Genomic DNA, 21,770 nt, shown 5'->3' with positions numbered 1-21,770 from the left:
GAAACGTCAGAAAGGTGAACACATGTCGTCCTTCGACCCGTACTCCCCGCTACCGAGTCTGCCCGGTTTCACGCTGACCTCGGAAAGCCTCACCGACGGCTCGCCGCTGGCCAACGGTCAGGTGAGCGGAATCATGGGCGCGGGTGGAGATGACCTGTCACCGCAGCTGAGCTGGTCCGGATTCCCCGCGGAGACCAAGTCTTTCGCGGTCACCGTCTACGACCCCGACGCACCCACCGCGTCCGGATTCTGGCACTGGGCCGTCGCCGACATCCCCGTGTCGGTCACCAGCCTGCCCGAGGGCGCCGGTGATGAGGACGGCTCGGGCCTGCCCGACGGTGCCGTGACGCTCACCAACGACGCCTCGCTGCGCCGCTACATCGGTGCCGCACCGCCTCCCGGTCACGGCCCGCACCGCTACTTCGTCGTCGTGCACGCCGTCGACACCGAGTCGCTGAACCTGCCCGAGGCGGCCACCCCGGCCTACCTCGGTTTCAACCTGTTCTCCCACGCGATCGCCCGTGCGACCCTGGTCGGCACCTACGAACAGCCCGGCGAGAACGTCTGAGAAGCAGAACAACGACAATGGCGTCCCGACCACTGGAGGTCGGGACGCCTTTGTTGTCAGAGCAATTCGCTAGGGCTGCTGGGCGGCGGCGCAACCCACCGCGTCGGAGATCGACGCGAACCCGCCTGCTCGGACCCGCTCGGCGAGACCGGAGTGCAACTCGTACAGCCACAGCGGTCCGCCGTAGATGAACCCGGTGTAGACCTGGAGCAGATCGGCGCCGGCGCAGATACGTTCCCAGGCCTGGTCGACGGTCTCGATGCCGCCGACACTGACAATCGCGATCTTCCCGCCCACGCGGTTGTAGAGCCGCTTGAGGACGGCGAGCGACCGGTCGGCCAACGGGGCACCGGACAGTCCGCCCGCACCGATTTCGCGCACCTCGGCGTCCGGAGTCCGCAGACCTTCGCGGCCGATGGTGGTGTTGGTCGCGACGATGCCGGCCAGTCCGAGCTCGACGGCGAGGTCGGCGACCGCGTCGATGTCGTCGTCGACGAGATCGGGTGCGATCTTCACCAGGACCGGGACGTGGACCTCCGCCTGCACCGCGGCGAGGATCGGCCGCAGCGAGTCGACAGCCTGCAGGTCACGCAGGCCGGGGGTGTTGGGTGAGCTCACGTTGACCACGACGAAGTCGGCGAGCGGCCCGAGGAGGCCCGCGGAGAGCCGGTAGTCGTCGATGGCCTCGTCGAGCGGAACCACCTTGGTCTTGCCGATGTTGGCGCCGATCGGGGCGGACACCGGACCGCGCCGGACCTCTTTGAGATGTTCGGCGGCGACGTGCGCACCGGGGTTGTTGAAGCCCATCCGGTTGATGAGGGCACGGTCGGCGGGGAGCCGGAACAGGCGCGGCCGGGGATTGCCGGGCTGTCCCTGGCCGGTGATGGTGCCGATCTCGGCGAAGCCGAAACCGATTTGCCCCCAGGCGTTCACGGCGTCGGCGGTCTTGTCGAAACCGGCCGCCAGGCCGATGGGCACCGGGAAATCCACACCGAACACACGGCTACGCAGGACCGGATCGTGGTGGGCCAGCAGCTTGGCCACCGGGAAGGAGAGGACGGAGAACCGGCTCACCGCGCGCAGCAGCACGAAGACGATGTGGTGGATGCGTTCCGGCGGCAGCAGGAACATCAGCTTGAGCAGCAGGGGATAGCACCGCCGGTTGAGTGCGATCAGCACCTTGGTGGCGGTTCGTGCGGTCAGCATGCCTGGGCGCTCCGGGGATCGTGGTCGGTGGAACGGTTCTCGTCGAGCGCGCGGGCCCCGCGCGGCGGACGTTTGCGCTTGAGCAGGATCTTGCGTGTGCCGTCGGAGTAGAGGCGGACCCGCGACAGCTCCCAGCCGCCGAACTCGGCCTGGAGCGCGAGACGCATCGACGCGGTCACCCGGGTGACGTCCGGCGGCAGCTTCAGCAGGATGTACTCGACGTCCTCCGAGGTGACCTCCCAGCCGGCGGGGTACTGCGCGCCGACGCGGGCGAAGGTCCGTGAATGCCGCGTATGGGGCCGTCGGTCAGAACCCATGGTCACCGACCGGGCTCGACCGCCGTGACACCGAGAGGGGTGCCGGGCGGCGGGACGACCTGGAGTTTGCCGTCGCGTGCCGAGAGGACATAGACGGTGCCCGCATCGTCGACGGTGATGGTGTCCGGCTGGACCACGGACGCGAACCGCTGCATCTCGGTCGGCTCGCCGTCGGCCAGGTCATACGCAACCACCTCGTTGTTCCCGGTTGTCGACACCCAGAGCAGGTTTCGGGTGTCGTCGTAGTCTACGGCGTACGGGCCATCGGCCACCGGGTAGCGGAATCGCATGACCAGCGGTGACCCGAAGAATCCGAGGATCTCGCCGTCGCGGGTGTTCGCGACCAGGATGCGCCCGAATCGGTCGACCGTCGAGGTCGTGGCGCCGTTGCCCGCACGTAGGGCAGGCCCGGTCTCGCCCGACTCCGGGTCGATCGGGGTCACCGACGACTGTGCACGGTCGAGGACGACGACCTGGCCGTCGAGGCCCTCAGCCGATGCCGGGGCCGCGGTGAGCGAGTCCACACGGACGAACTCGCGCAGGTCGTGCTTCTTCTGGAACTCACCGTTCTCGGACCCGGCGTCGTAGATCAGGACCCGGCCGTCGGCGGTTCCCACGACGATCTCACCGGACGCGGCGCGCACGACCGCGGTCGGTTCGTCGGTGTCGATTCCGGTGGTACGGGCCCGGCCCTCGGCATCAACGACGACCAGCGAACCCGGTCCGACACCGAGGTAGCCGCCGTCGGTGTCCGCGGCGAGCGCGGTCAGGCCCGGCACCTGGATCGGGGTGGGTGGCGCGGTCATCGTGGCGGCGTCGAAGCGGAGCAGTCGGCTGCCGTCCGGCGAGACTACGGCGACCGTGCGACCCGAGGAGGCGAGTGCCCGGGAGCCGGCGGGTGCGGGGACCGTCAGGCCGGCCGGCTCGGAGGTCGCGGGCGCCTCGACCGCGGTCGCCGGAGCGACGGTCGGGACGTCGGGGGTGCCGGATTCGTCGGACCCGCATGCCGTGATCATCGCCACACCCACGGCGAGGGTCGCCGCCGCGGCGACCGGGCGCCGCAACCGTGCGAGACCTCTCGGGGGCTGGTGACGGGGGCGCGGTCGTCGAGACGAGTGCATGGACCCATCTTGCGTGACCGGTCGCGCGCGATGCTCAGGCGGGTCGACGCGTGTCGCCGAGCCGGGTCGGCGGGCGGGTCGCCGCGTAGCATCGGGCGCCGTGACCGACACCATGACCTGGACCCAATCGATCGTCCTCGGGGCGCTGCAGGGTCTCACCGAGTTCCTGCCGATCTCGTCGTCCGGGCATCTCCGTATCGCCTCGGAACTGATGTTCGGCGAGGACGCCGGGGCGTCGTTCACCGCGGTCACCCAGCTCGGCACCGAGGCGGCCGTACTGTTGTTCTTCGCCAAGGACATCGTCCGCATCATCGCGGCCTGGTTCCGTGGCCTGTTCCACGCGGAGGAGCGCAGCCTCGACTACCGCATCGGCTGGTATGTGATCCTCGCGACCATCCCGATCGGCATCATCGGCTTCGTCCTCAAGGACCAGATACGCACCACCGGCCGCAACCTGTGGCTGGTGGCGATCATGCTGATCGTCTTCGCCGGTGTCTTCTGGCTGGCCGAACGCTACGGCAAGAAGCAGCGCCCGCTCGAGAAGCTGACGCTGCGCGACGGTCTGGTGATGGGCGGCGCACAGTGCATGGCCTTGATCCCCGGGGTCTCCCGATCGGGTGCGACCGCCAGCGCGGGTCTGTTCCTCGGCCTCGAACGCGAGGCCGCGTTCCGGTTCTCGTTCCTGCTGGCCATCCCCGCGGTGACGGCCTCCGGCCTGTTCAGCCTCCCGGACGCGTTCAATCCGAGCGGCGAGGGCATGGAGGCCACCGGGCCCCAGTTGCTGGTCGCGACGATCGTCGCGTTCATCGTCGGATATGCCGCCATCGCCTGGTTGCTGAAGTTCGTCAGCAATCACTCGATGAACTGGTTCGGCGCTTACCGCGTGGTCCTCGGTGTCTTCCTGATCATCCTGCTGTCCACCGGCGCCATCTCCGCGACCTGACGTTCGCGGCGGTCCTCGTCGTGTGCGGGTCGCCTGCGCACATGCCTATGGTTGTGGCATGACCGTGATCCTTCTCCGGCACGGCCGTTCGACGGCGAACACCTCGGGTGTGCTCGCCGGTCGTAGCCCCGGAGTCCACCTCGACGACCGGGGCCGTGAACAGGCCGACGACCTCGTGAGCCGCCTCGGCGACCACCTCGCCGAGATCAGGGCGATCGTGCGTTCGCCGCTCGACCGCTGTGCGGAGACCGTCGCACCGCTACTCGCCGCACTCGGCACCAACGGCGACCGCCCGCCGGAGGTCGTCGTCGACGACCTCGCCGAGGTCGACTACGGCGGCTGGACCGGACGTTCGATCTCCGAGCTGCTCTCCGAGCCGCTCTGGAAGGTCGTGCAGCAGCAGCCGTCGGCCGCGGTCTTCCCCGACGGCGAGGGTCTCGCCGACGTCCAGGCGCGGGCGGTGCGCGCCATCCGCGAACTCGACCGCGTCTACGGCGGGCCGGACGGTTCCGGGGTGTGGGTCGCGTGTTCGCACGGCGACGTCATCAAGTCGATCGTCGCCGACGCCATGGGCAGCCATCTCGACGCCTTCCAGCGCATCGTCGTCGAACCGGCGTCGATCAGCGTGATCCGCTACGCCTCGTCGCGTCCGTACGTGCACACCGTCAACAACACCCAGAAGCTCTCGATACCGACCCCGCGTCCGCCCACCGGCGACGACCAGCAGTCCTCCGACGACGCCGTCGTGGGCGGGGACACCGGTGCCACTGCGACGATCCCGGCGACATCGGGATAATGAACTCAACAATCAAGGAGGTGTGATGTCCCGAGCGATCCACGTGTTCCGCAGCCCGGACCGGTTCGTCGCCGGCACGATCGGGCAACCCGGTGACCGCACGTTCTACCTCCAGGCCGTCCACGAGACCCGCATCATCAGCGTGATGCTCGAGAAGCAGCAGGTCCAGATCCTCGCGGACCGGATCGGTGCGTTGCTCGACGAGATCCATCGCCGGTTCGGGACGCCGATCCCGCCGGTGACCGATCGGGTCGGCGACCTGAGCCCGCTCGTCATGCCCGTCGACGCCGAGTTCCGGGTCGGCACCATGGGATTGGGCTGGGACGCCGAGTCCGAGGCCGTCGTCGTGGAACTCCTCGCCATCACCGAAGGGGAGTTCGACGAGAGCGTCGTACTCGACGACACCGACGAGGGACCCGACGCGGTGCGTGTGTTCCTGACCACCACGGCCGCACGGGAATTCGCCGCCCGGTCGTCGAAGGTGATCTCGGCCGGCCGCCAGCCGTGCCCGCTGTGCAGCGAACCGCTCGACCCCGAAGGCCACCTGTGCGTTCGCACCAACGGCTACAAGCGTGATGCGCAGCTGAGCAAGTCGATCGACTTCATCGACCCCGAGGTGTTCAACAGCCTTGCGGCGCAAACCGATCCGAGCTTCCTCGTCGACGAGGACGACGACGACCCGGAGGATCCTGACGACGAGGATCCGGGCACGTCCGGACCCTCGCAGGCGTGAGACAGGGGCACGGTCGTTGACGACGGAGGCCGCGAGTCCGCAACCCGAGCCCTCGGACCCGGTGCCGACTGAGGTGTCATCGCTCGACATCCTCCGCGACGGTGAGCTGGCCATCCTCGGCCGGATTCCGTCGGCGAGCAACGCCACCCTGGTGTGCGACGCCGTGCTCGACGAACAGTCGGTCCGCTGCGTGTACAAGCCGATCCGCGGCGAGGTCCCGCTCTGGGACTTCCCGGACGGCACGTTGGCCGGCCGCGAGGTCGCGTCGTACCTGATCTCGGAGGCCCTCGGCTGGGGTGCCATCCCGACGACCATCCACCGGGACGGGCCGGTCGGTCCGGGGATGGTCCAGCGCTGGGTCGAGACGCCGGACAACACCGAACACCCGCCCGTCGAGAACCAGCCGCGGATCGACCTGGTGGACCTGTGCCCGGTCGACACGGTGCCGACCGGCTTCTTCGCCGTCCTGCAGGCCTACGACCCGTACGGCGAACCCGTCGTGCTCGTCCACGCCGACGACCCGAGACTCCAGCGCCTGGCGGTGCTCGACGTCGTCCTGAACAACGCCGACCGGAAGGGCGGCCACGTCCTCGAGGGTCTCGACGGCGGTGTCTACGGCATCGACCACGGCATCTGCCTGCACTCCGAAGACAAGCTCCGGACCGTCCTGTGGGGTTGGGCGGGGGAGAAGGTGCCCGGACACCTGGTCGCCGACGTTGCCGAACTGGCGGAGAAGCTGGAGACCGACGGGTGCACGCTGCGCGACGAGCTGCAGCGTCACATCACCGCCGACGAGGTCGACGCACTCACGGTCCGGGCGGTCGTCATCGCCGAGAGCGAGACCATGCCACTCCCGCCGGGGCACCGGACGATCCCGTGGCCACCGTTCTGACGTCATACTGTGATCCGCGTCGCCGGCCCACGCAGGCTGGGACCGGGCCGTGAACACCTCGCGGTCCGTGGGCAATACAGTGGACGGCATGCAGTCGTGGCCCGATGTGGAACTTCCGGAGGTACCCGGCGAGGGGCCTGCCCTTCGTCTCTATGACACCGCCGACCGTGCGGTGCGTCCGGTGACCCCCGGACGGACCGCCACCATGTATGTCTGCGGGATCACCCCGTACGACGCCACCCACCTCGGCCATGCCGCCACGTATCTGACCTTCGATCAGGTGAACCGCGTCTTGCGGGACCAGGGACACGACGTGCACTACGTGCAGAACGTCACCGACGTCGACGACCCGCTGTTCGAGCGCGCCGACCGCGACGGAGTCGACTGGCGCGACCTCGGCGCGCGGGAGACCCAGCTCTTCCGCGATGACATGACCGCCCTACGCGTGCTGCCGCCGCGCGACTACATCGGTGCCGTCGAGTCGATCGGCGAGGTCATCGAGGTCGTCGAGAAGCTGCTCGCCTCGGGTGCCGCCTACACCGTCGACGATGCGGAGTACCCCGACGTCTACTTCCGGACCGACGCCACCGAGCAGTTCGGCTACGAGTCCGGCTACGACCGGGAGACCATGGCGCGGTTCTTCGCCGAGCGCGGCGGCGACCCCGACCGTGCCGGCAAGCGTGACCCGCTCGACGCCCTTCTGTGGCGTGCGAAGCGGGAGGGCGAGCCTTCGTGGGACTCGCCCTTCGGTCCGGGACGTCCGGGCTGGCACATCGAATGCTCGGCGATCGCACTGAACCGGCTCGGTATCGAGTTCGACATCCAGGGCGGCGGCAACGACCTGATCTTCCCGCACCACGAGTTCTCGGCCGCACACGGTGAGGCGCTCACCGATTCGCGACGCTTCGCCCGCCACTACGTGCACACCGGCATGGTCGGCCTCGACGGCGAGAAGATGTCGAAGAGCCGCGGCAACCTGGTGTTCGTGTCGGTTCTGCGACGCGAGGGCGTCGACCCGGCCGCGATCCGTCTGGCGCTGCTCGCCGACCACTACCGCGGCGACCGCATGTGGACCCAGTCGGTGCTCGACACCGCCGTCGAACGTCTCGACCGGTGGCGTACCGCGTTCGCCGCACCCACCGGACCCGACGCGGCAGATGTGATCGCGCGTGTCCGCCAGCATCTCGCCGACGATCTCGACACCCCGAAAGCGCTTGCCGCAGTGGACGCCTGGTGCGCCGATGTGCGCAGCGGCATCGGCTCGTCGGCGGCGGCGCCCGCGACACTCGCGGCCGCGGTCGACGCGCTGCTCGGCATCCCGGCGACCCGTCAGGACTGATCCGGTCGCCGGCGTTCTCCGGATGCCGGCAAACGTCGGGCGGGTTGTACGGGGCGAACAGTGAGTGGCCGCTCTGGGTACAGTGCTCTCGTGGCGCGCGTGCAAGAGATCAGACCAGACACCGACTCCGGGGTGTTCACCGTGGTCACCCGGACATCCACCTACCTCCTCGACTTCGGGGAGATGACGCTGTTGCGTGCTCCCGGTGTCGGCGGCACGGACAGCGAGGACTGGACCGTCAGTCGGCTGCGCCGTGATTCGGAGGACATCCCGCTGCTCGGGGTGAAGTCCTGCCGGCTCGGCGAATCGGCTCAGTTCTGGGTGCGGGCCGCTGACGATCCCGACGTCCGGACGTGGCGGATCACCACGCCGGTCGTCTCCATCGAGAAGATCGGCTGACCCGGGCCGTCGCTCACCTGATCCGTCCGCTCAGGGCGTTGATCGAGTCGACGAACAGCGCCGGACGCTGCCGATGGATGTCGTGCCCGGCCGGGATCCGGTCGACGAGTAGGCAGTCCGGCATCAGGACATGGGCACGACGTGCGTCGTCGTGTGTCATCGCCCCGAGCAGAACGCCGTCCTGCTCGTGCACGGTCGCGTGCAGCAGCGTCGCGGGTGCGCGGACCCTCGTGAGGGTCTCGGTCTGGTCGAAGCCGTCGAACCACGTGTTGTCGTAGAACATCTCGCCGTAGCGGAGGTCGTAGTCGCCGGTGCCGTCCTGCAGGCAGGCGGTCAGGGCGAGGGCCCGGTTCATCGTCGGCGGCAGCCACCAGAGACGCGGGATTCGGTGCGGATCGCGGTCGAGCCGGCGCTCCACCGGGTCGCGGACCAGACGCGTCCAGCCCTTGTCGCCGAACAGCGTTCGTAGGTGACTGTGGCGCACCCAGTGGCGCGTCCAGGTCATCGACGCGTCGTGGCGGGTGGCCAGGAACTCGTGCATGGGCCGGAAGCCGTCGAGCCATGCGAAGGTGCCCGGTGCGCGGTCGGGTTCGGTGGCGAAGAACGGTGCGTCCTCGATGAGGACGGCGCGGACCAGGTCGGGGGAGTCGGCTGCCAGGCGTGCGGCGAGGAGCCCGCCCGACGAGTGCCCGGCCACCACCGCGGGCGTTCCGACGACCGACTCGATGAACCAGGTGAGTGCCGTGGTCTGCCGTAGAGCCGGATAGTGCGCCGGATCCTTGGTGGACCCACCGTGCCCGAAGCAGTCCACCGCGAAGACGTGCCAGTTGTCCGACAGCGCGCCGAGCACGGACGCGTAGTCGGTCCAGGAGACCTGCTGTCCGGGGATGAGGAGGAGCGGCGCGCCGCCCGGTGGGCCCTCGCCGTAGCCGATCACCGCGCCGTCGGGCATGGTGACCGACCGTGAGGTCACCCCGCTCGAGGCGAGGAGGGACGACTCCCGGCGATCATAGGTGAGGTTGCGGGTCACAAACGTGGCGGCGCAGGCCGACACGACGGACATGCACACCGCACCCACGGCAGCGGCGCGGCTCGCCGCTGCCTTTCGGGGAGCCGTCACGCGCTGAACGGCCCCTGGCCGCGACGCTTCAGATATCGCTCGAACTCGGCGGCCAGGGCGTCGCCGTCGATCTTCGCCATCACCTCGTCCGGATCCATCTCGGCGTCGCCGCGTTCCTCGAGCCCGCGGACGTAGTCGGCGATCTCCTCGTCGTCCTCGGTCATCTCGGTGACCGCGCGTTCCCACTCCTCGGCCTGCTCGGGCAGGGTGCTGAGCGGGACCTCGATGTCGAGGACCTCCTCGACGCGTGTCAGCAGCGCGACGGTGGCCTTCGGGTTGGGCGGGGTCGACACGTAGTGCGGCACCGCGGCCCAGAAGGACACGGCGGGCAGGCCTGCCTGCACGAAGAGGTCCTGCAGCACGCCGGTGATGCCCGTAGGGCCCTCGTAGCGGCTCTCCGCGAGGTTGTACCGGGCCGCCGACTCACTGCTGTAGGCCGTCCCGGTGACCGGCACCGGGCGGGTGTGCGGGGTGTCGGCGAGCAGTGCGCCCAGCATGACGGTGGTCTCGACCTCGAGCTCCTGGGCCAGATCGACGATCTCGGCGCAGAACGCGCGCCACCGCATGTTCGGTTCGATGCCGCGGACCAGCACGATGTCGCGGTCGGCGCCGCGCGGACTGCAGTACGAGATCGACGTCGTCGGCCATTCGATACGCCTGGTCACGCCGTCCACCTGCTTGACCGTGGGACGGTTGACCTGGAAGTCGTAGTATTCATCAGAGTCGATGTCGGCGAGCGGACGAGCGTCCCACTCGAGGGCGAGGTGCTCGACGGCGCTGCTGGCGGCGTCCCCGGCGTCGTTCCATCCCTCGAAGGCCGCGAGCAGAATGGGTCTGCGCAGCTGGGGGAGGTTCGACATCTGCTCAGCGTTCACCGAACCAGCCTACGACCGAACACGCAGAGAGGGCGAACTACGCTGTCAACCATGTCCTTCGAAAACTCCGGCCATCGACCGAGCGACTTCGACACGACGTTCCTGTCGTCGATGTCGCGGCGCGTGCTGATCGGAGACGGGGCGATGGGCACGATGCTCCAGGCCGCGGACCTCACCCTCGACGATTTCCACAACCTCGAGGGCTGCAACGAGATCCTCAACGACACCCGGCCCGACGTCCTCGAAGGCATCCATCGCGCCTACTTCGAGGCCGGGGCCGACGCCGTGGAGACCAACACCTTCGGCTGCAACCTGTCGAACCTCGGCGACTACGACATCGCCGACCGCATCCGCGAGCTGGCCTACAAGGGCACGGCGATCGCACGCGGCGTCGCCGACGAGATGGGTCCGTCCGCCGACGGCACCGGCCGTTACGTCCTCGGCTCGATGGGTCCCGGCACCAAATTGCCGAGCCTCGGCCACACGACGTTCGCCACGATCCGCGACGCCTACCAGGAATGCGTCATCGGCATGCTCGAGGGTGGCGCCGACGCGGTGCTCATCGAGACCTCGCAGGACCTGCTGCAGGTGAAGGCCGCGGTGATCGCGGCGCAGCGCGCCATGGATCGGGTGGGTCGCCGGATCCCGATCATCAGCCACGTCACGGTCGAGACGACCGGCACGATGCTGCTGGGTTCGGAGATCGGTGCCGCGCTGGCGGCGATCGAGCCGCTGGGCGTCGACCTCATCGGTTTGAACTGCGCCACCGGTCCGGCGGAGATGAGCGAGCACCTGCGCTACCTGTCGAAGCATGCGCGCATCCCGGTGTCGGTCATGCCGAACGCCGGCCTGCCCGTCCTCGGGGCGAACGGTGCCGAGTACCCGCTGACGCCGGAGGAACTGGCCGAGTCGATGGCCCAGTTCGTCGGCGAGTTCGGACTGTCCTTCGTCGGCGGCTGCTGCGGCACCACACCGGAGCACATCCGTCAGGTCGCCGAGGCGGTCGCGCAGGTCACCCCCGCGACGCGTACGCCCGAGCACGAGTCGGAGACGTCGTCGCTCTACACCGCGGTTCCCTTCGATCAGGACGCGAGCTTCCTGGTCATCGGTGAGCGCACGAACACCAACGGCTCCAAGGCATTTCGTGAGGCCATGATCGCCGAGGACTACCAGAGGTGCCTCGACATCGCCAAGGACCAGACGCGCGACGGCGCGCACATGCTCGACCTCAACGTCGACTACGTCGGTCGTGACGGCGCGGCGGACATGACCGCTCTCGCGAGCCGCTTCGCGACGTCGTCGACGCTGCCGATCATGCTCGACTCGACCGAGCCGGAGGTGATCCGCGCGGGTCTCGAGGCGCTCGGCGGTCGTTGCGCGGTCAACTCGGTGAACTACGAGGACGGTGACGGTCCGGATTCGCGGTTCAACAAGATCATGCAACTCGTGGTGGAACACGGTGCGGCTGTCGTCGCCCTGACCATCGACGAGGAGGGGCAGGCGCGGACCGCGGACTGGAAGGTCAGCGTCGCCGAGCGCCTCATCGCCGACATCACCGGCAACTGGGGTCTCGCCGAGGAAGACATCATCATCGACGCCCTCACCTTCCCGATCTCCACGGGTCAGGAGGAGGTCCGGCGCGACGGCATCGAGACGATCGAGGCCATCCGCCGGCTGCACGAGACGCATCCCGACGTGCACTTCACGCTGGGCATCTCCAATATCTCGTTCGGCCTGAACCCGGCTGCTCGGCAGGTGCTGAACTCGGTGTTCCTGCACGAGTGCGTGCAGGCCGGCCTCGACACCGCGATCGTGCACGCGTCGAAGATCCTGCCGATGGCGCGCATCCCGGAGGAGCACCGTCAGGTCGCGCTGGATCTGGTCTACGACCGCCGGCGCGAGGGTTACGACCCGCTGCAGAAGCTGATGGAGCTGTTCGAGGGTGTCTCGGCGGCGTCGGCTCGCGAGTCGCGCGCCCAGGAACTGGCCAAGCTGCCACTGTTCGAGCGGCTGGAACGACGCATCGTCGACGGTGAGCGCAACGGCCTGACCGACGATCTCGACGAGGCGATGACCCAGGTCCCGCCGCTGTCGATCATCAACGACACCCTGCTGTCGGGGATGAAGACCGTCGGCGAACTCTTCGGCTCGGGTCAGATGCAGCTGCCGTTCGTGCTGCAGTCCGCCGAGGTCATGAAAGCGGCTGTGGCGCACCTCGAACCGCACATGGAGGCGACCGGTGAGGACGGCAAGGGCCGTATCGTGCTGGCGACCGTCAAGGGCGACGTGCACGACATCGGCAAGAACCTCGTCGACATCATCCTGTCCAACAACGGGTATGAGGTTGTCAACATCGGCATCAAGCAGCCGATCGCGACCATCCTCGACGTCGCCGCCGACAAGAGGGTCGACGTCATCGGCATGTCGGGTCTGCTGGTGAAGTCGACCGTCGTCATGAAGGAGAACCTCGAAGAGATCAACACGCGGGGCCTCGCCGACGAGTACCCGGTCCTGCTCGGTGGTGCGGCGCTGACGCGCTCCTATGTCGAGAACGATCTGTCGGACGTCTACGAGGGCGACGTGCACTATGCGCGTGACGCTTTCGAGGGCCTGCGACTGATGGACGACATCATGGCGCGCAAGCGCGGTGGCGGCCCCGACCCCGACAGCGACGAGGCCAAGGCCGAGGCGGCCAAGACCGCCGAGCGCAAGGCACGCCATGAGCGGTCCAAGCGCATCGCCGCGAAGCGCAAGGCCGCCGAGGAACCCGTCGAGGTGCCGTCGCGTTCGGACGTGGCCGCCGACAACGAGATCCCGACCCCGCCCTTCTGGGGTTCGCGCATCGTCAAGGGCGTGCCGATCGCCGACTATCTGCAGCTGCTCGACGAGCGTGCGCTGTTCCTCGGCCAGTGGGGTCTGCGTGGCGCCCGCGGCGGTGACGGCCCCTCGTACGAGGAGCTCGTCGAGTCCGAGGGCCGGCCGCGTCTGCGCTACTGGATCGATCGGCTCGCGACCGAGAACATCCTGCAGCACGCCGCGGTCGTCTACGGCTACTACCCGGCGGTCAGCGAGGGTGACACCGTTCACGTGCTGACCGAGCCGGATCCCGATGCGCCGGTGCGGTTCAGCTTCTCGTTCCCGCGCCAGCAGCGGTCGAGGTTCCTGTGCATCGCCGACTTCATCCAGTCACGCGAGGCCGCGAAGGCCGCCGGCCGGGTCGATGTCATGCCGTTCCAGCTCGTCACGATGGGGCAGCCGATCGCCGACTTCGCGAACAAGCTGTTCGCCGAGGACGCGTACCGCGACTACCTCGAGGTGCACGGCATCGGTGTGCAGTTGACCGAGGCGCTCGCCGAGTACTGGCATCAGCGCGTGCGCAGCGAGCTGAAGTTCGGTGACCGGTCGATGGACAGCGAGGATCCCGAGCACGCACAGGGCTTCTTCGACCTCGAATATCGTGGTGCGCGTTTCTCGTTCGGTTACGGCGCCTGCCCGGATCTCGAGGACCGCGCGAAGATGATCGAGCTCCTCGAGCCGGAGCGGATCGGTGTCCAGTTGTCGGAGGAACTGCAGCTTCATCCGGAGCAGTCCACGGATGCGTTCGTGCTGCACCATCCGGAAGCCAAGTACTTCAACACCTGAGTCTTCACCACGATCGGAGGGGCGATGGGCGGGTCGGGAGTGATCGAACGGCCGCAGGGACCGGTCCGGATCATCGGGATCGACCGTCCCGACCGCCGCAACGCCGTGGATCGGGCGACCGCCGATGCCCTGGCCGACGCGTTTCGTCGGTTCGACGCCGACGAAACCGCCTCGGTGGCCGTGCTCTACGGCGAGGGCGGGACGTTCTGCGCCGGAGCCGATCTCAAGGCCATCGCCGACGGAACCCCCAACCGGGTGGAGTTCGACGGTGACGGCCCGATGGGCCCGACCCGGATGCGGTTGTCCAAACCGGTGATCGCGGCGATCTCCGGTCACGCGGTCGCCGGTGGCCTCGAACTCGCGCTGTGGGCCGACATGCGCGTCGTCGAGGAGGATGCTGTCTTCGGCGTCTTCTGCCGGCGCTGGGGCGTTCCGCTGATCGACGGTGGGACGGTGCGGCTTCCTCGGTTGATCGGGGAGAGCCGCGCGATCGACCTGATCCTCACCGGGCGCGCGGTGGCCGCGGACGAGGCGCTGCAGATCGGACTCGCGAATCGGGTCGTACCGTGCGGGACATCCCTCGACGCCGCCGTCGAGCTCGCGACCCAGATCGCACAGTTCCCGCAGACGTGCCTTCGCCAGGATCGTCTGTCTGTCCTCGAGCAGCCGGGCATGGACACCGACGCCGCCATGGTCAACGAGCTGCGCCATGGGATGGTGTCACTTGCCTCCGACACCGTCGCAGGAGCCGCGCGATTCGCCGACGGCGCGGGCCGTCATGGTCAGGGCATCACCTCTGCTCCCTGATCCGAAAGAACGCGACATAGCCCTCGCTGCCTGAGGTGCGAGGAGCGCAAGCGACGAGCCACGAAGGCTCACAGACCATTCGGCGTCACCCGCGCGGGTACGCCGCGGCGAGGAGTATCGAGGCAAGTGTGGCTTCGGCGTCGGAGGCGTTGCGGAGGTCGATGATCTGGCGCATCTCGAAGCGCGGTTGATCGCCGGACTCGGGTTTGGGTCAGTGGATATCGGTGCGCACCTGTTTCAGTTGTTCAGCGAATCGGCGGGGTATGTCGGGTCGCCGGTTGATGCGTTCGGGGTTGGGTGGTGCGCCGGGTTCGGCGTTGAGCCGCCAGGCGCAGCGGCCTTCGTCGGGTCCGTCCCGAACCATGCGGGTGGTGTACTGGCCGGGCTGGTCGCCGACCAGGCGGTTGTGTTTGGGACAGGCGGGGGCGAGGTCGGTGATGTCGGTGAGTCCGCCAAGGCCCCAATCCAGTTGGGCGTGGTGTATTTCCACGTGTGCGGCGGCTATGCCGCAGTCGGGGGTGGAGCAGCTTTCGCCGTCGGGTCTGGCGAAGGACACCAGGCGTTGTTCGCGGGTGGCCAACCTTTTGCCGCGGCCGAAGTAGAGCGGGACGGCGGTGGCGTCTTTGAATACCGCCAGCCAGGGTTGGGTGTCAGCGGCGAGTTTGATGAGGTCGGTGATGGGGATGAGGGTGCCGGTGGCGGTGGTGGCGAAACCGGCTTCGCGGACCAGGTCGTCGAGGTCGGCCTTGATGATCAATTGCGTGGGTAGTCCGCGGTGGCTCTTGCCCAGCAGGCCGTCGTCGAGGACAGCTTTGAGGAGGGCGTTGAAGGCGTCGTGATTGAGTTGGGCGGGGGTGCGGGTATCGCGTTCGGCAGCCGCCTCGACTGCTTCCGGATCGGCATCCTCGACTGAGCCACAGGGTGATTCGGGGTCATCCGGATTGTTCATGCCGGGTTTGGCCCACACGGCAAGCAACATGGTGACGCGCGCAAGCAGTTCGGGTGTGAGGTTGGCGGTCATTTTCGCGGTGCCGTCGGCGCGCTGGCGGTTCACGTACAGCTGGCGGCGGCGTTTGCGGTCGGTGTCGTCGGCGAGTGTGCCGTCGGGGTCCACGAGTGCCAGCAAGCGCGCCCCGAGGGCGGCGATGTCGGCGGGGGTGTGGTCGACGGCGATCTCGGCCATCTGTCGTTCGGCGGCGACTTTCACGTCGTGGTCGACGGCGTGGGGGATCTGGTCGAGGACGTCGAGCACGGCGTGCACGTGGGCAGATCCGACACGTCCGTCGGCGAAGGCTTCGGCCAGGGTGGGGTGCTGGGGTGGGAGTGGTTCGCCGGTGAGGCTGGGAAAGGTTGCGGTCGCTGACATCTGGTCGCGGCGCCGCATGGGGTGGGCGACGCGTAGGCGGTGGGTCATGAACTGGATGACGCTGCGGTGGCCGGTTTTGCGGGGCAGGTCGCGTTCGGTGGCTTCGACGATCTGTCGGTCACCGGCGAAACCCAGTCGAGCGATGGCTCGTTCGGTCTCGGCCGCGACATCGACGAGTGCGGCATCTGAGCACTGCGTGAGATCGACGGCCTGCAGTTCGGTCGTGATCCGGTGGAGTTCACCCACCAGTTCCTCGGCACGCGAGATGGGCTCGTCGGCGACGTCCACCTGCGAGGTACCCCTCATGGCGGCCACCCCCGACACCTGGTGCGAAATGTATGTTCGACAATACCCGCGATTGTGTTGTCGTGCAACGAATATCGTCGGTTCTTCCGGTCGCCAAGACTGTCGGTGCGGTGTGGTAACGCGGCTACCGTCCGACCTGTCAATCGGGCGAACTCAGCTCGTCAGCTCCTCGGTCAACTGCGGCACGATCTGCTTCTTCCGCGAGACGATGCCCTTGCCGAAGGCGTGCCCGTCGGCAACCGTGATCCCGAGCGCACGCTCGACGGCGTCGACGGGTTCACCGACCACGAGAAGGTCTGAGTCGCAGGCGATCACATCGGTGATCAGCAGCAGGAACAGATTGTGGCCCGCGGTCTCCCTCTCGGCGGCCATGGCCTCGAAGAACTCGTCGCGGCGGGCGAGGACGGCGTCGGAGTCGACGGTGGTCAGCTGGGCCACGCGCACGCTGGCCGATCCCATCGAGAAGGTCTTGGCGTCGAGTCCGATGATCGACGACGCCGGTTGGTCACCGAGGTCCGTTCCGGCGCGGAGTAATCGGTTCCCGTAGTCCACGAGGTCGACGCCGGCGATCGTCGCGAGCTCCTCGGCGGCGATGCGATCGGAGTCGGTGGTCGTGGGGGAGTTCAGCAGGAGGGTGTCGGAGATGATCGCCGACAACATGATCCCGGCGGTGTCGGCGGGGATCTCGACCTCGCTCTCCGCGTACATGCGGGTGAGGATCGAACACGTACATCCGACCGGCTCGACTCGCATGTACAGCGGCGCGGCGGTCTCGAAGTTGGCGATGCGGTGATGGTCGATCACCTTGCGGACGGTGACGTCGGCGATGTCGGCGACGCTCTGCTGGCGTTCGTTGTGGTCGACGAGCATCACGTCGTGGGGGCTCGCGTGCTCGATGACGCGCGGCGCCGCGAGGCCGAAGTGGTCGAGCGCAAAGGCCGTCTCCGGGCCGGGTGAGCCGAGGGCGACGGCTTCCGCGTCAACTCCGAGTGCCTGTTCGAGCCGTGCCAGGCCGATCGCGGACCCGATCGCGTCGGTGTCGGGATTGCGGTGTCCGATGACGAGGATCTTCGACATGCGACTCAGCTTTCGCTCGACGTTGCTGCATCCCAGCGTACGGCGGAGCTCCGACGTTCGATGATTGCCGCAGAGATAGTTGTAAAACTACAATCGTTTTATGTCGACAACGGACGCCCACGTGCGCTCGCAGACCACCACCGAGGTGTGGTTCGCGATGAACAGCCTCGTGCGGGATCAAGAGAAGCAGTCGCGTGCCCGCATCAGCGAGGTCATCGACATCCCGTTCAGCCGGTTCCGCGCGCTCCGCCGTGTCGCCGTGCGGCCGATGACGCAGCGAGACCTCGCGGAGCGAATGGGTGTGGATGCATCGGCCATGAGCGGCATCGTCAATGATCTCGTCGCCCGCGGGCTCGTGACCCGGGAGGCCGACGCCGACGACGGCCGGTGTAAGCGCGTCACGATCACCGACGCCGGCCGCCGGGTGATGGACGAGGTGACCGCGAACCCCGCGACTGCGCCCGAGATGTTCGCCGCGCTCGACGAGGCGCAGCTCCAGCAGCTCGCGGAATTGCTCGATCTCCTCCGCGCGGCGGCCGAGTCGTGAACGCCGCACGCGCTGCGTTGCGCGCTCGATCGGCCGACGGCACCCTGACGCGGCGGGACCGGCTCGTCATCCTCGCCACCTGTTGCCTGAGCCTGTTCATCGTCGGCCTCGACGTGTCGGCGGTGAATGTCGCGTTGCCGTCGATCAGTTCGGACCTCGGCGCGACGCCGGCGCAGCTGCAGTGGGTCCTCGACGCGTATGCGCTGGTGATCGCGAGCCTGCTGATCTTCGGCGGATCGCTCGGAGATCGCCTGGGCCGCAAGCGGATCTTCCAGGTCGGCCTGGTGACCTTCGGCGTCGCTCGGTGTTGTGTTCGCTGGCACCGACACCGGAGGTCCTCATCGGGGCACGCATGTTGCAGGCCGTCGGCGGCGCGATGCTCAACCCGGTCGCGCTGTCGATCGTCACCAACGTCTTCGTCGATCCTCGCGAGCGTGCGCAGGCGATCGGACTGTGGGGCACCGCGTTCGGCATGAGCCTGGCATTCGGGCCGGTCGTCGGTGGGGCCCTCGTCTCCGGGATCGGGTGGGAGGCGATCTTCTGGCTCAACGTTCCGGTCTGCCTGCTCGCCCTCGGACTGACGATGCGATTCGTCCCGGAGTCGAGGGCCGAGCACGCTCGCCGCGCGGACCCGGTCGGACAGGTGTTGATCCTGACCCTCCTCGCCACCCTCACCTTCGCCATCATCGAGGGACGCCCCCAGGGGTGGACGTCACCGGGAGTGCTCACGTGTTTCGCCGTGTCGGCCGGCGCGTTCGTCGCGATGATCGCGTACGAGAGTCGCCGCGAGGAGCCGCTTCTCGACCCGCGATTCTTCCGGAGCGCGCCGTTCTCGAGCTCGGTCGCATGCGCGGTCATCGCCTTCGCCGCCACCGGGGGCTTCCTGTTCCTCAACACCTTGTACCTGCAGGAGGTTCGTGAGATGTCGCCGCTGCACGCGGGACTCATGACCTTGCCGATGGCGGCGGCGTCGGTGGTCTGCGCGCCCATCGCCGGTCGGCTCGTGGGCGATCGGGGAGCCCGGACACCGATGGTGATCGGAGGAGTCGGGATGGTGGCGGGCGCCCTGATGCTCACCGGCCTCGGCAACGACACCTCCCTCGTCTACGTCGGCGGCGCATATCTGGTCTTCGGGCTCGGCTTCGGGTTCCTCAACGCACCGATCACCAACGGGGCGGTCTCGGGGATGCCCCGAACGCAGGCGGGTCTGGCGTCGGCGATGGCCTCGACCGGCCGCCAGGTCGGCACCGCGCTCGGTGTCGCGGTGTTCGGCGCGGTGGCGTTCGCCGGAATCGAGGGGTCGGTCGCCGACGGGCTCGCCGCCGCCGCCCGCCCGGTGTGGCTGATCATGGCGCTGTGTGGCGCTACGGTCCTCGTTCTCGCCTTCGTCTCGACGGGGGCGTGGGCCCGTGGAACGGCTGCCCGCACACGCGAGCGGATCGAGTCCACGTCGGGGACCTGGGTGCCCTGACCTACCCCGGCCGGCGCTGAGCGTCGGCTTCGGTGGCTGCCCGTGCACCGGTTGCCTGCGAGTCCCACCACTCCGCGATCCGTTGCGCGACGACGTCGGGCGTACGGACCCAGCCGATGTGCGTCGTGTTGCCGCCCGCCGGGCATCGTGCGTCGTCGTAGCGCCAGTGGGTGATCGACTCCGGCGAGAACGCGGCGTCGAACGCTGATGCCGCACCGTCGGTGACGATCTCGTCGTCATCGAGCCGGATGGCCAGGGTCGGTGTCTCGATCGAGCCGTCGAGGGCGAACGGCGCCCTACCGGTGAGGACCATACGTGCCCACTGCCGCATCAGCGTTCGGGCCGTGGGGCCGCCGAAACCCTGCCGGGGCCAATGGCCGACGGCACCCGATACGGGCCCGACGGCCACGGCGATCGCGCCCAGGGCCAGACCGCGGAGCCCGTAGTGGCGTACCGCCGGCACCGACGCGCCCACTGCGACGATCCCGTCGGGCGTGTGATCCGACGACTGGGCGACCATCGCGGCGAGTTGCGCACCGAGGCTGTGCCCGACCACGACGACCCGCGTGCCCGGGACGTCGGCCCGGGTGCCGGCGATCGCATCGGCGAGGTCGGCGGCCTCGTCCTCGTAGGACCAGTCGGCGGTGTGGGAGGGCGGGGTTGTACCTTCCTCGACACCGCGGCGCGCGACGACGCGGACATCGAGCCCGTATCCCGTCAGTGCCTCCGTCAGCCGTCGGTAGACCCGCGCCGGCACGGCCATCGCCGGGGAGATCAGGATGGCGGTCGGCCGATCTGTGCTGGTCTGGGTCATGGCCCAAGAGTGACGCATCGCCGACGCCGGCACCACTACCTACCAGGTAGTGGTTTGATCTCGGCCCTATCCGGATATCGCCGGGGTGCTGTGATCGAAGATTCCGACCGAAAGGCGAGCCACCGATGTCCGACGTGACCGATTTCTCCGAGACGTGCGCGCGACTGGCCGACGCGATCGTGGAGCAGGGTGTGCACGTCGCGGTCGCGGAGTCGCTGACCGGCGGCAACCTCGCGAGCGAGCTGAGCAAGGCCCCGCAGGCGGGGGACTGGCTCCGCGGCGGCGTCATCGCCTACCACGAGGACGTGAAGTTCGGCCTACTCGAGGTGCCCGAAGGGCCCGTCGTCAGCGAGACGGCCGCACGCGCCATGGTGGCCACCACCGCGCGACTGTTCGACGCCGAGATCGTCGTCGCGGTGACCGGCGAGGCGGGGCCGGAACCCGACGAGGCCGCACCGGGAACCGTATGGTTCGGACTCGACCATCGCGGCCGGGTCTCCGCGACCCGCAAGGAGTTCGACGGCGAGCCCGAAGACGTTCTCGCCCAGACCATCGCGTACTCACTCGAACTGATCGAGAGCTGTCTACGATGACCCCATGACCGTCGAGGTGGGAACTCTGCTGCAGCAGTGGCGGTCTCGCCGGTCCATCAGTCAGCTCGACCTCGCCTACGAGGTCGGGGTCTCGCCGAAGCACCTCAGCTTCGTCGAGACGGGTAAGTCCCGCCCGAGTCCGGGGCTGCTTCACGCGCTGGCCGAACGTCTCGACATCCCTCTGCGCGAACGTAATTCGCTCCTCCTCGCGGCCGGTCACGCACCGCGCTACAGCGAGGAGCCCCTCGACTCGGAGACGATGACCCGCGTGCGCGGCGAGGTCAAGAGACTGCTCGACGCGCACAACCCCAACATCGGGATGGCCCTCGACCGCGCGTGGAACGTCGTGTTGGCCAACGACACCGCGATGCGGCTCCTGTCCCTGCTCCCGGACGAGCTCCAAGCCAGGCCGGTCAACCTGTTCCGGGTGTCGCTGCACCCCGACGGCTTCGCGCGGATGACGCACAACCTCGACGAGTGGGCCTCCTACCTGCTCGACCTCCTTCGTCGGATGGTGCGCATCACCGGCGACGAACGACTCGCCGAGCTCGAACGCGAGGTGTCGTCGTATCCGACCGTGTCCGGTCTGAACGGCGGGCAGGTGTCGGGCAGGTCGCGAGAGGTGGGTTCGCTGCTGGTGCCGTTCGAGCTGGAACTCGGCGACGAGGTCTTGTCCTTCTTCAGCACCCTGACCACCTTGGGTTCACCCCGCGATGTCACGCTCGAAGAGCTGACGATCGAGCTTTTCTACCCGGCCGACGAGCCGACGGAACGATGGGTTGCGATGATGCAGGGGTGACCGACTCCGCTGATCCCGCATTCCGACTCCCCGCCGCCG

The 21,770-nt window shown here is 68.3% G+C and carries 19 protein-coding genes and 2 pseudogenes; 13 read left to right on the top strand and 8 right to left on the bottom strand.

What is annotated here, in order from left to right; genetic code table 11:
* Window positions 1-22: 22 nt before the first annotated feature.
* The gene (locus BJF87_RS12375; RefSeq protein ID WP_006360428.1) at window positions 23-568 is read left to right on the top strand and encodes a YbhB/YbcL family Raf kinase inhibitor-like protein; all 546 of its coding nucleotides are present in this window, start codon (window positions 23-25) and stop codon (window positions 566-568) included.
* Window positions 569-637: 69 nt separating this feature from the next.
* Here the strand turns inward: BJF87_RS12375 and BJF87_RS12370 are convergent, their stop codons facing one another.
* The 3 genes from BJF87_RS12370 to BJF87_RS12360 are packed head-to-tail and all read right to left on the bottom strand — an operon-like array spanning window position 638 to window position 3,155.
* Window positions 638-1,774, bottom strand: coding sequence for a quinone-dependent dihydroorotate dehydrogenase (locus tag BJF87_RS12370; protein WP_006360427.1), 1,137 nt, complete (start codon window positions 1,772-1,774; stop codon window positions 638-640).
* On the bottom strand, window positions 1,768-2,091 hold the full coding sequence (locus BJF87_RS12365; protein ID WP_075863270.1) for a DUF5703 family protein: 324 nt from the start codon (window positions 2,089-2,091) through the stop codon (window positions 1,768-1,770). The genes BJF87_RS12370 and BJF87_RS12365 overlap by 7 nt, the downstream gene beginning before the upstream one ends.
* Before the next feature lie 2 nt (window positions 2,092-2,093).
* Window positions 2,094-3,155: a hypothetical protein gene (locus tag BJF87_RS12360; protein ID WP_006360425.1), complete on the bottom strand. Its 1,062-nt coding sequence runs from the start codon at window positions 3,153-3,155 to the stop codon at window positions 2,094-2,096.
* A gap of 157 nt (window positions 3,156-3,312) precedes the next feature.
* Between BJF87_RS12360 and BJF87_RS12355 the strand changes: the two genes are divergently transcribed.
* The 6 genes from BJF87_RS12355 to BJF87_RS12330 all read left to right on the top strand — a co-directional run bounded on the left by BJF87_RS12355 (window position 3,313) and on the right by BJF87_RS12330 (window position 8,314).
* Window positions 3,313-4,155 (top strand): undecaprenyl-diphosphate phosphatase, encoded by an 843-nt coding sequence (locus tag BJF87_RS12355; RefSeq protein WP_006360424.1) that lies wholly within the window; start codon window positions 3,313-3,315, stop codon window positions 4,153-4,155.
* A 58-nt stretch (window positions 4,156-4,213) separates the two neighbouring features.
* Window positions 4,214-4,951: an MSMEG_4193 family putative phosphomutase gene (locus BJF87_RS12350; protein WP_035751563.1), complete on the top strand. Its 738-nt coding sequence runs from the start codon at window positions 4,214-4,216 to the stop codon at window positions 4,949-4,951.
* A gap of 25 nt (window positions 4,952-4,976) precedes the next feature.
* Window positions 4,977-5,684, top strand: coding sequence for a DUF3090 domain-containing protein (locus tag BJF87_RS12345; RefSeq protein ID WP_075863269.1), 708 nt, complete (start codon window positions 4,977-4,979; stop codon window positions 5,682-5,684).
* Window positions 5,685-5,757: 73 nt separating this feature from the next.
* Window positions 5,758-6,576: an SCO1664 family protein gene (locus tag BJF87_RS12340; RefSeq protein ID WP_262338958.1), complete on the top strand. Its 819-nt coding sequence runs from the start codon at window positions 5,758-5,760 to the stop codon at window positions 6,574-6,576.
* Between the two features lie 88 nt (window positions 6,577-6,664).
* Window positions 6,665-7,915, top strand: a complete 1,251-nt coding sequence (gene mshC / locus BJF87_RS12335) for a cysteine--1-D-myo-inosityl 2-amino-2-deoxy-alpha-D-glucopyranoside ligase (RefSeq protein ID WP_035751706.1) — start codon at window positions 6,665-6,667, stop codon at window positions 7,913-7,915.
* Window positions 7,916-8,005: 90 nt separating this feature from the next.
* Window positions 8,006-8,314 (top strand): hypothetical protein, encoded by a 309-nt coding sequence (locus tag BJF87_RS12330; protein WP_006360419.1) that lies wholly within the window; start codon window positions 8,006-8,008, stop codon window positions 8,312-8,314.
* Window positions 8,315-8,327: 13 nt separating this feature from the next.
* Here the strand turns inward: BJF87_RS12330 and BJF87_RS12325 are convergent, their stop codons facing one another.
* Together BJF87_RS12325 and BJF87_RS12320 are read right to left on the bottom strand one after the other, a co-directional pair.
* On the bottom strand, window positions 8,328-9,434 hold the full coding sequence (locus tag BJF87_RS12325) for an alpha/beta hydrolase (RefSeq protein WP_035751568.1): 1,107 nt from the start codon (window positions 9,432-9,434) through the stop codon (window positions 8,328-8,330).
* Window positions 9,431-10,309: a PAC2 family protein gene (locus BJF87_RS12320; protein WP_075863267.1), complete on the bottom strand. Its 879-nt coding sequence runs from the start codon at window positions 10,307-10,309 to the stop codon at window positions 9,431-9,433. Before BJF87_RS12320 ends, BJF87_RS12325 begins: the two co-directional genes overlap by 4 nt.
* A 51-nt stretch (window positions 10,310-10,360) precedes the next feature.
* On the opposite strand from BJF87_RS12320, the gene metH reads away from it, so the two are divergent.
* Window positions 10,361-13,951 (top strand): methionine synthase, encoded by a 3,591-nt coding sequence (metH, locus tag BJF87_RS12315; RefSeq protein ID WP_006360416.1) that lies wholly within the window; start codon window positions 10,361-10,363, stop codon window positions 13,949-13,951.
* A 24-nt stretch (window positions 13,952-13,975) separates the two neighbouring features.
* Complete coding sequence (locus BJF87_RS12310; RefSeq protein ID WP_006360415.1) at window positions 13,976-14,758, top strand: crotonase/enoyl-CoA hydratase family protein; 783 nt, start codon at window positions 13,976-13,978, stop codon at window positions 14,756-14,758.
* 85 nt (window positions 14,759-14,843) lie between these two features.
* Here the strand turns inward: BJF87_RS12310 and BJF87_RS12305 are convergent.
* Both BJF87_RS12305 and BJF87_RS12300 read right to left on the bottom strand, forming a co-directional pair.
* A pseudogene (locus tag BJF87_RS12305) lies at window positions 14,844-16,430 on the bottom strand (DUF222 domain-containing protein).
* A gap of 153 nt (window positions 16,431-16,583) precedes the next feature.
* On the bottom strand, window positions 16,584-17,507 hold the full coding sequence (locus tag BJF87_RS12300; RefSeq protein WP_035751572.1) for a manganese-dependent inorganic pyrophosphatase: 924 nt from the start codon (window positions 17,505-17,507) through the stop codon (window positions 16,584-16,586).
* Between the two features lie 100 nt (window positions 17,508-17,607).
* Between BJF87_RS12300 and BJF87_RS12295 the strand changes: the two genes are divergently transcribed.
* The gene (locus BJF87_RS12295) at window positions 17,608-18,054 is read left to right on the top strand and encodes a MarR family winged helix-turn-helix transcriptional regulator (protein ID WP_035751574.1); all 447 of its coding nucleotides are present in this window, start codon (window positions 17,608-17,610) and stop codon (window positions 18,052-18,054) included.
* Window positions 18,051-19,525: pseudogene (locus BJF87_RS12290) on the top strand (MFS transporter). Before BJF87_RS12295 ends, BJF87_RS12290 begins: the two are co-directional and overlap by 4 nt.
* A 1-nt stretch (window position 19,526) precedes the next feature.
* On the opposite strand, the gene BJF87_RS12285 reads toward BJF87_RS12290, so the two are convergent.
* Window positions 19,527-20,339: an alpha/beta fold hydrolase gene (locus tag BJF87_RS12285; RefSeq protein WP_042376268.1), complete on the bottom strand. Its 813-nt coding sequence runs from the start codon at window positions 20,337-20,339 to the stop codon at window positions 19,527-19,529.
* Window positions 20,340-20,464: 125 nt separating this feature from the next.
* Between BJF87_RS12285 and BJF87_RS12280 the strand changes: the two genes are divergently transcribed.
* Together BJF87_RS12280 and BJF87_RS12275 are read left to right on the top strand one after the other, a co-directional pair.
* On the top strand, window positions 20,465-20,932 hold the full coding sequence (locus BJF87_RS12280) for a CinA family protein (protein ID WP_075863266.1): 468 nt from the start codon (window positions 20,465-20,467) through the stop codon (window positions 20,930-20,932).
* 4 nt (window positions 20,933-20,936) lie between these two features.
* On the top strand, window positions 20,937-21,731 hold the full coding sequence (locus BJF87_RS12275) for a helix-turn-helix transcriptional regulator (protein ID WP_035751582.1): 795 nt from the start codon (window positions 20,937-20,939) through the stop codon (window positions 21,729-21,731).
* Window positions 21,732-21,770 lie beyond the last annotated feature (39 nt).

The organism is Gordonia sp. CNJ-863, from assembly GCF_001942325.1.
GTDB lineage: Bacteria > Actinomycetota > Actinomycetes > Mycobacteriales > Mycobacteriaceae > Gordonia > Gordonia alkanivorans.
This window is presented reverse-complemented; position numbering and strand designations above follow the sequence as displayed.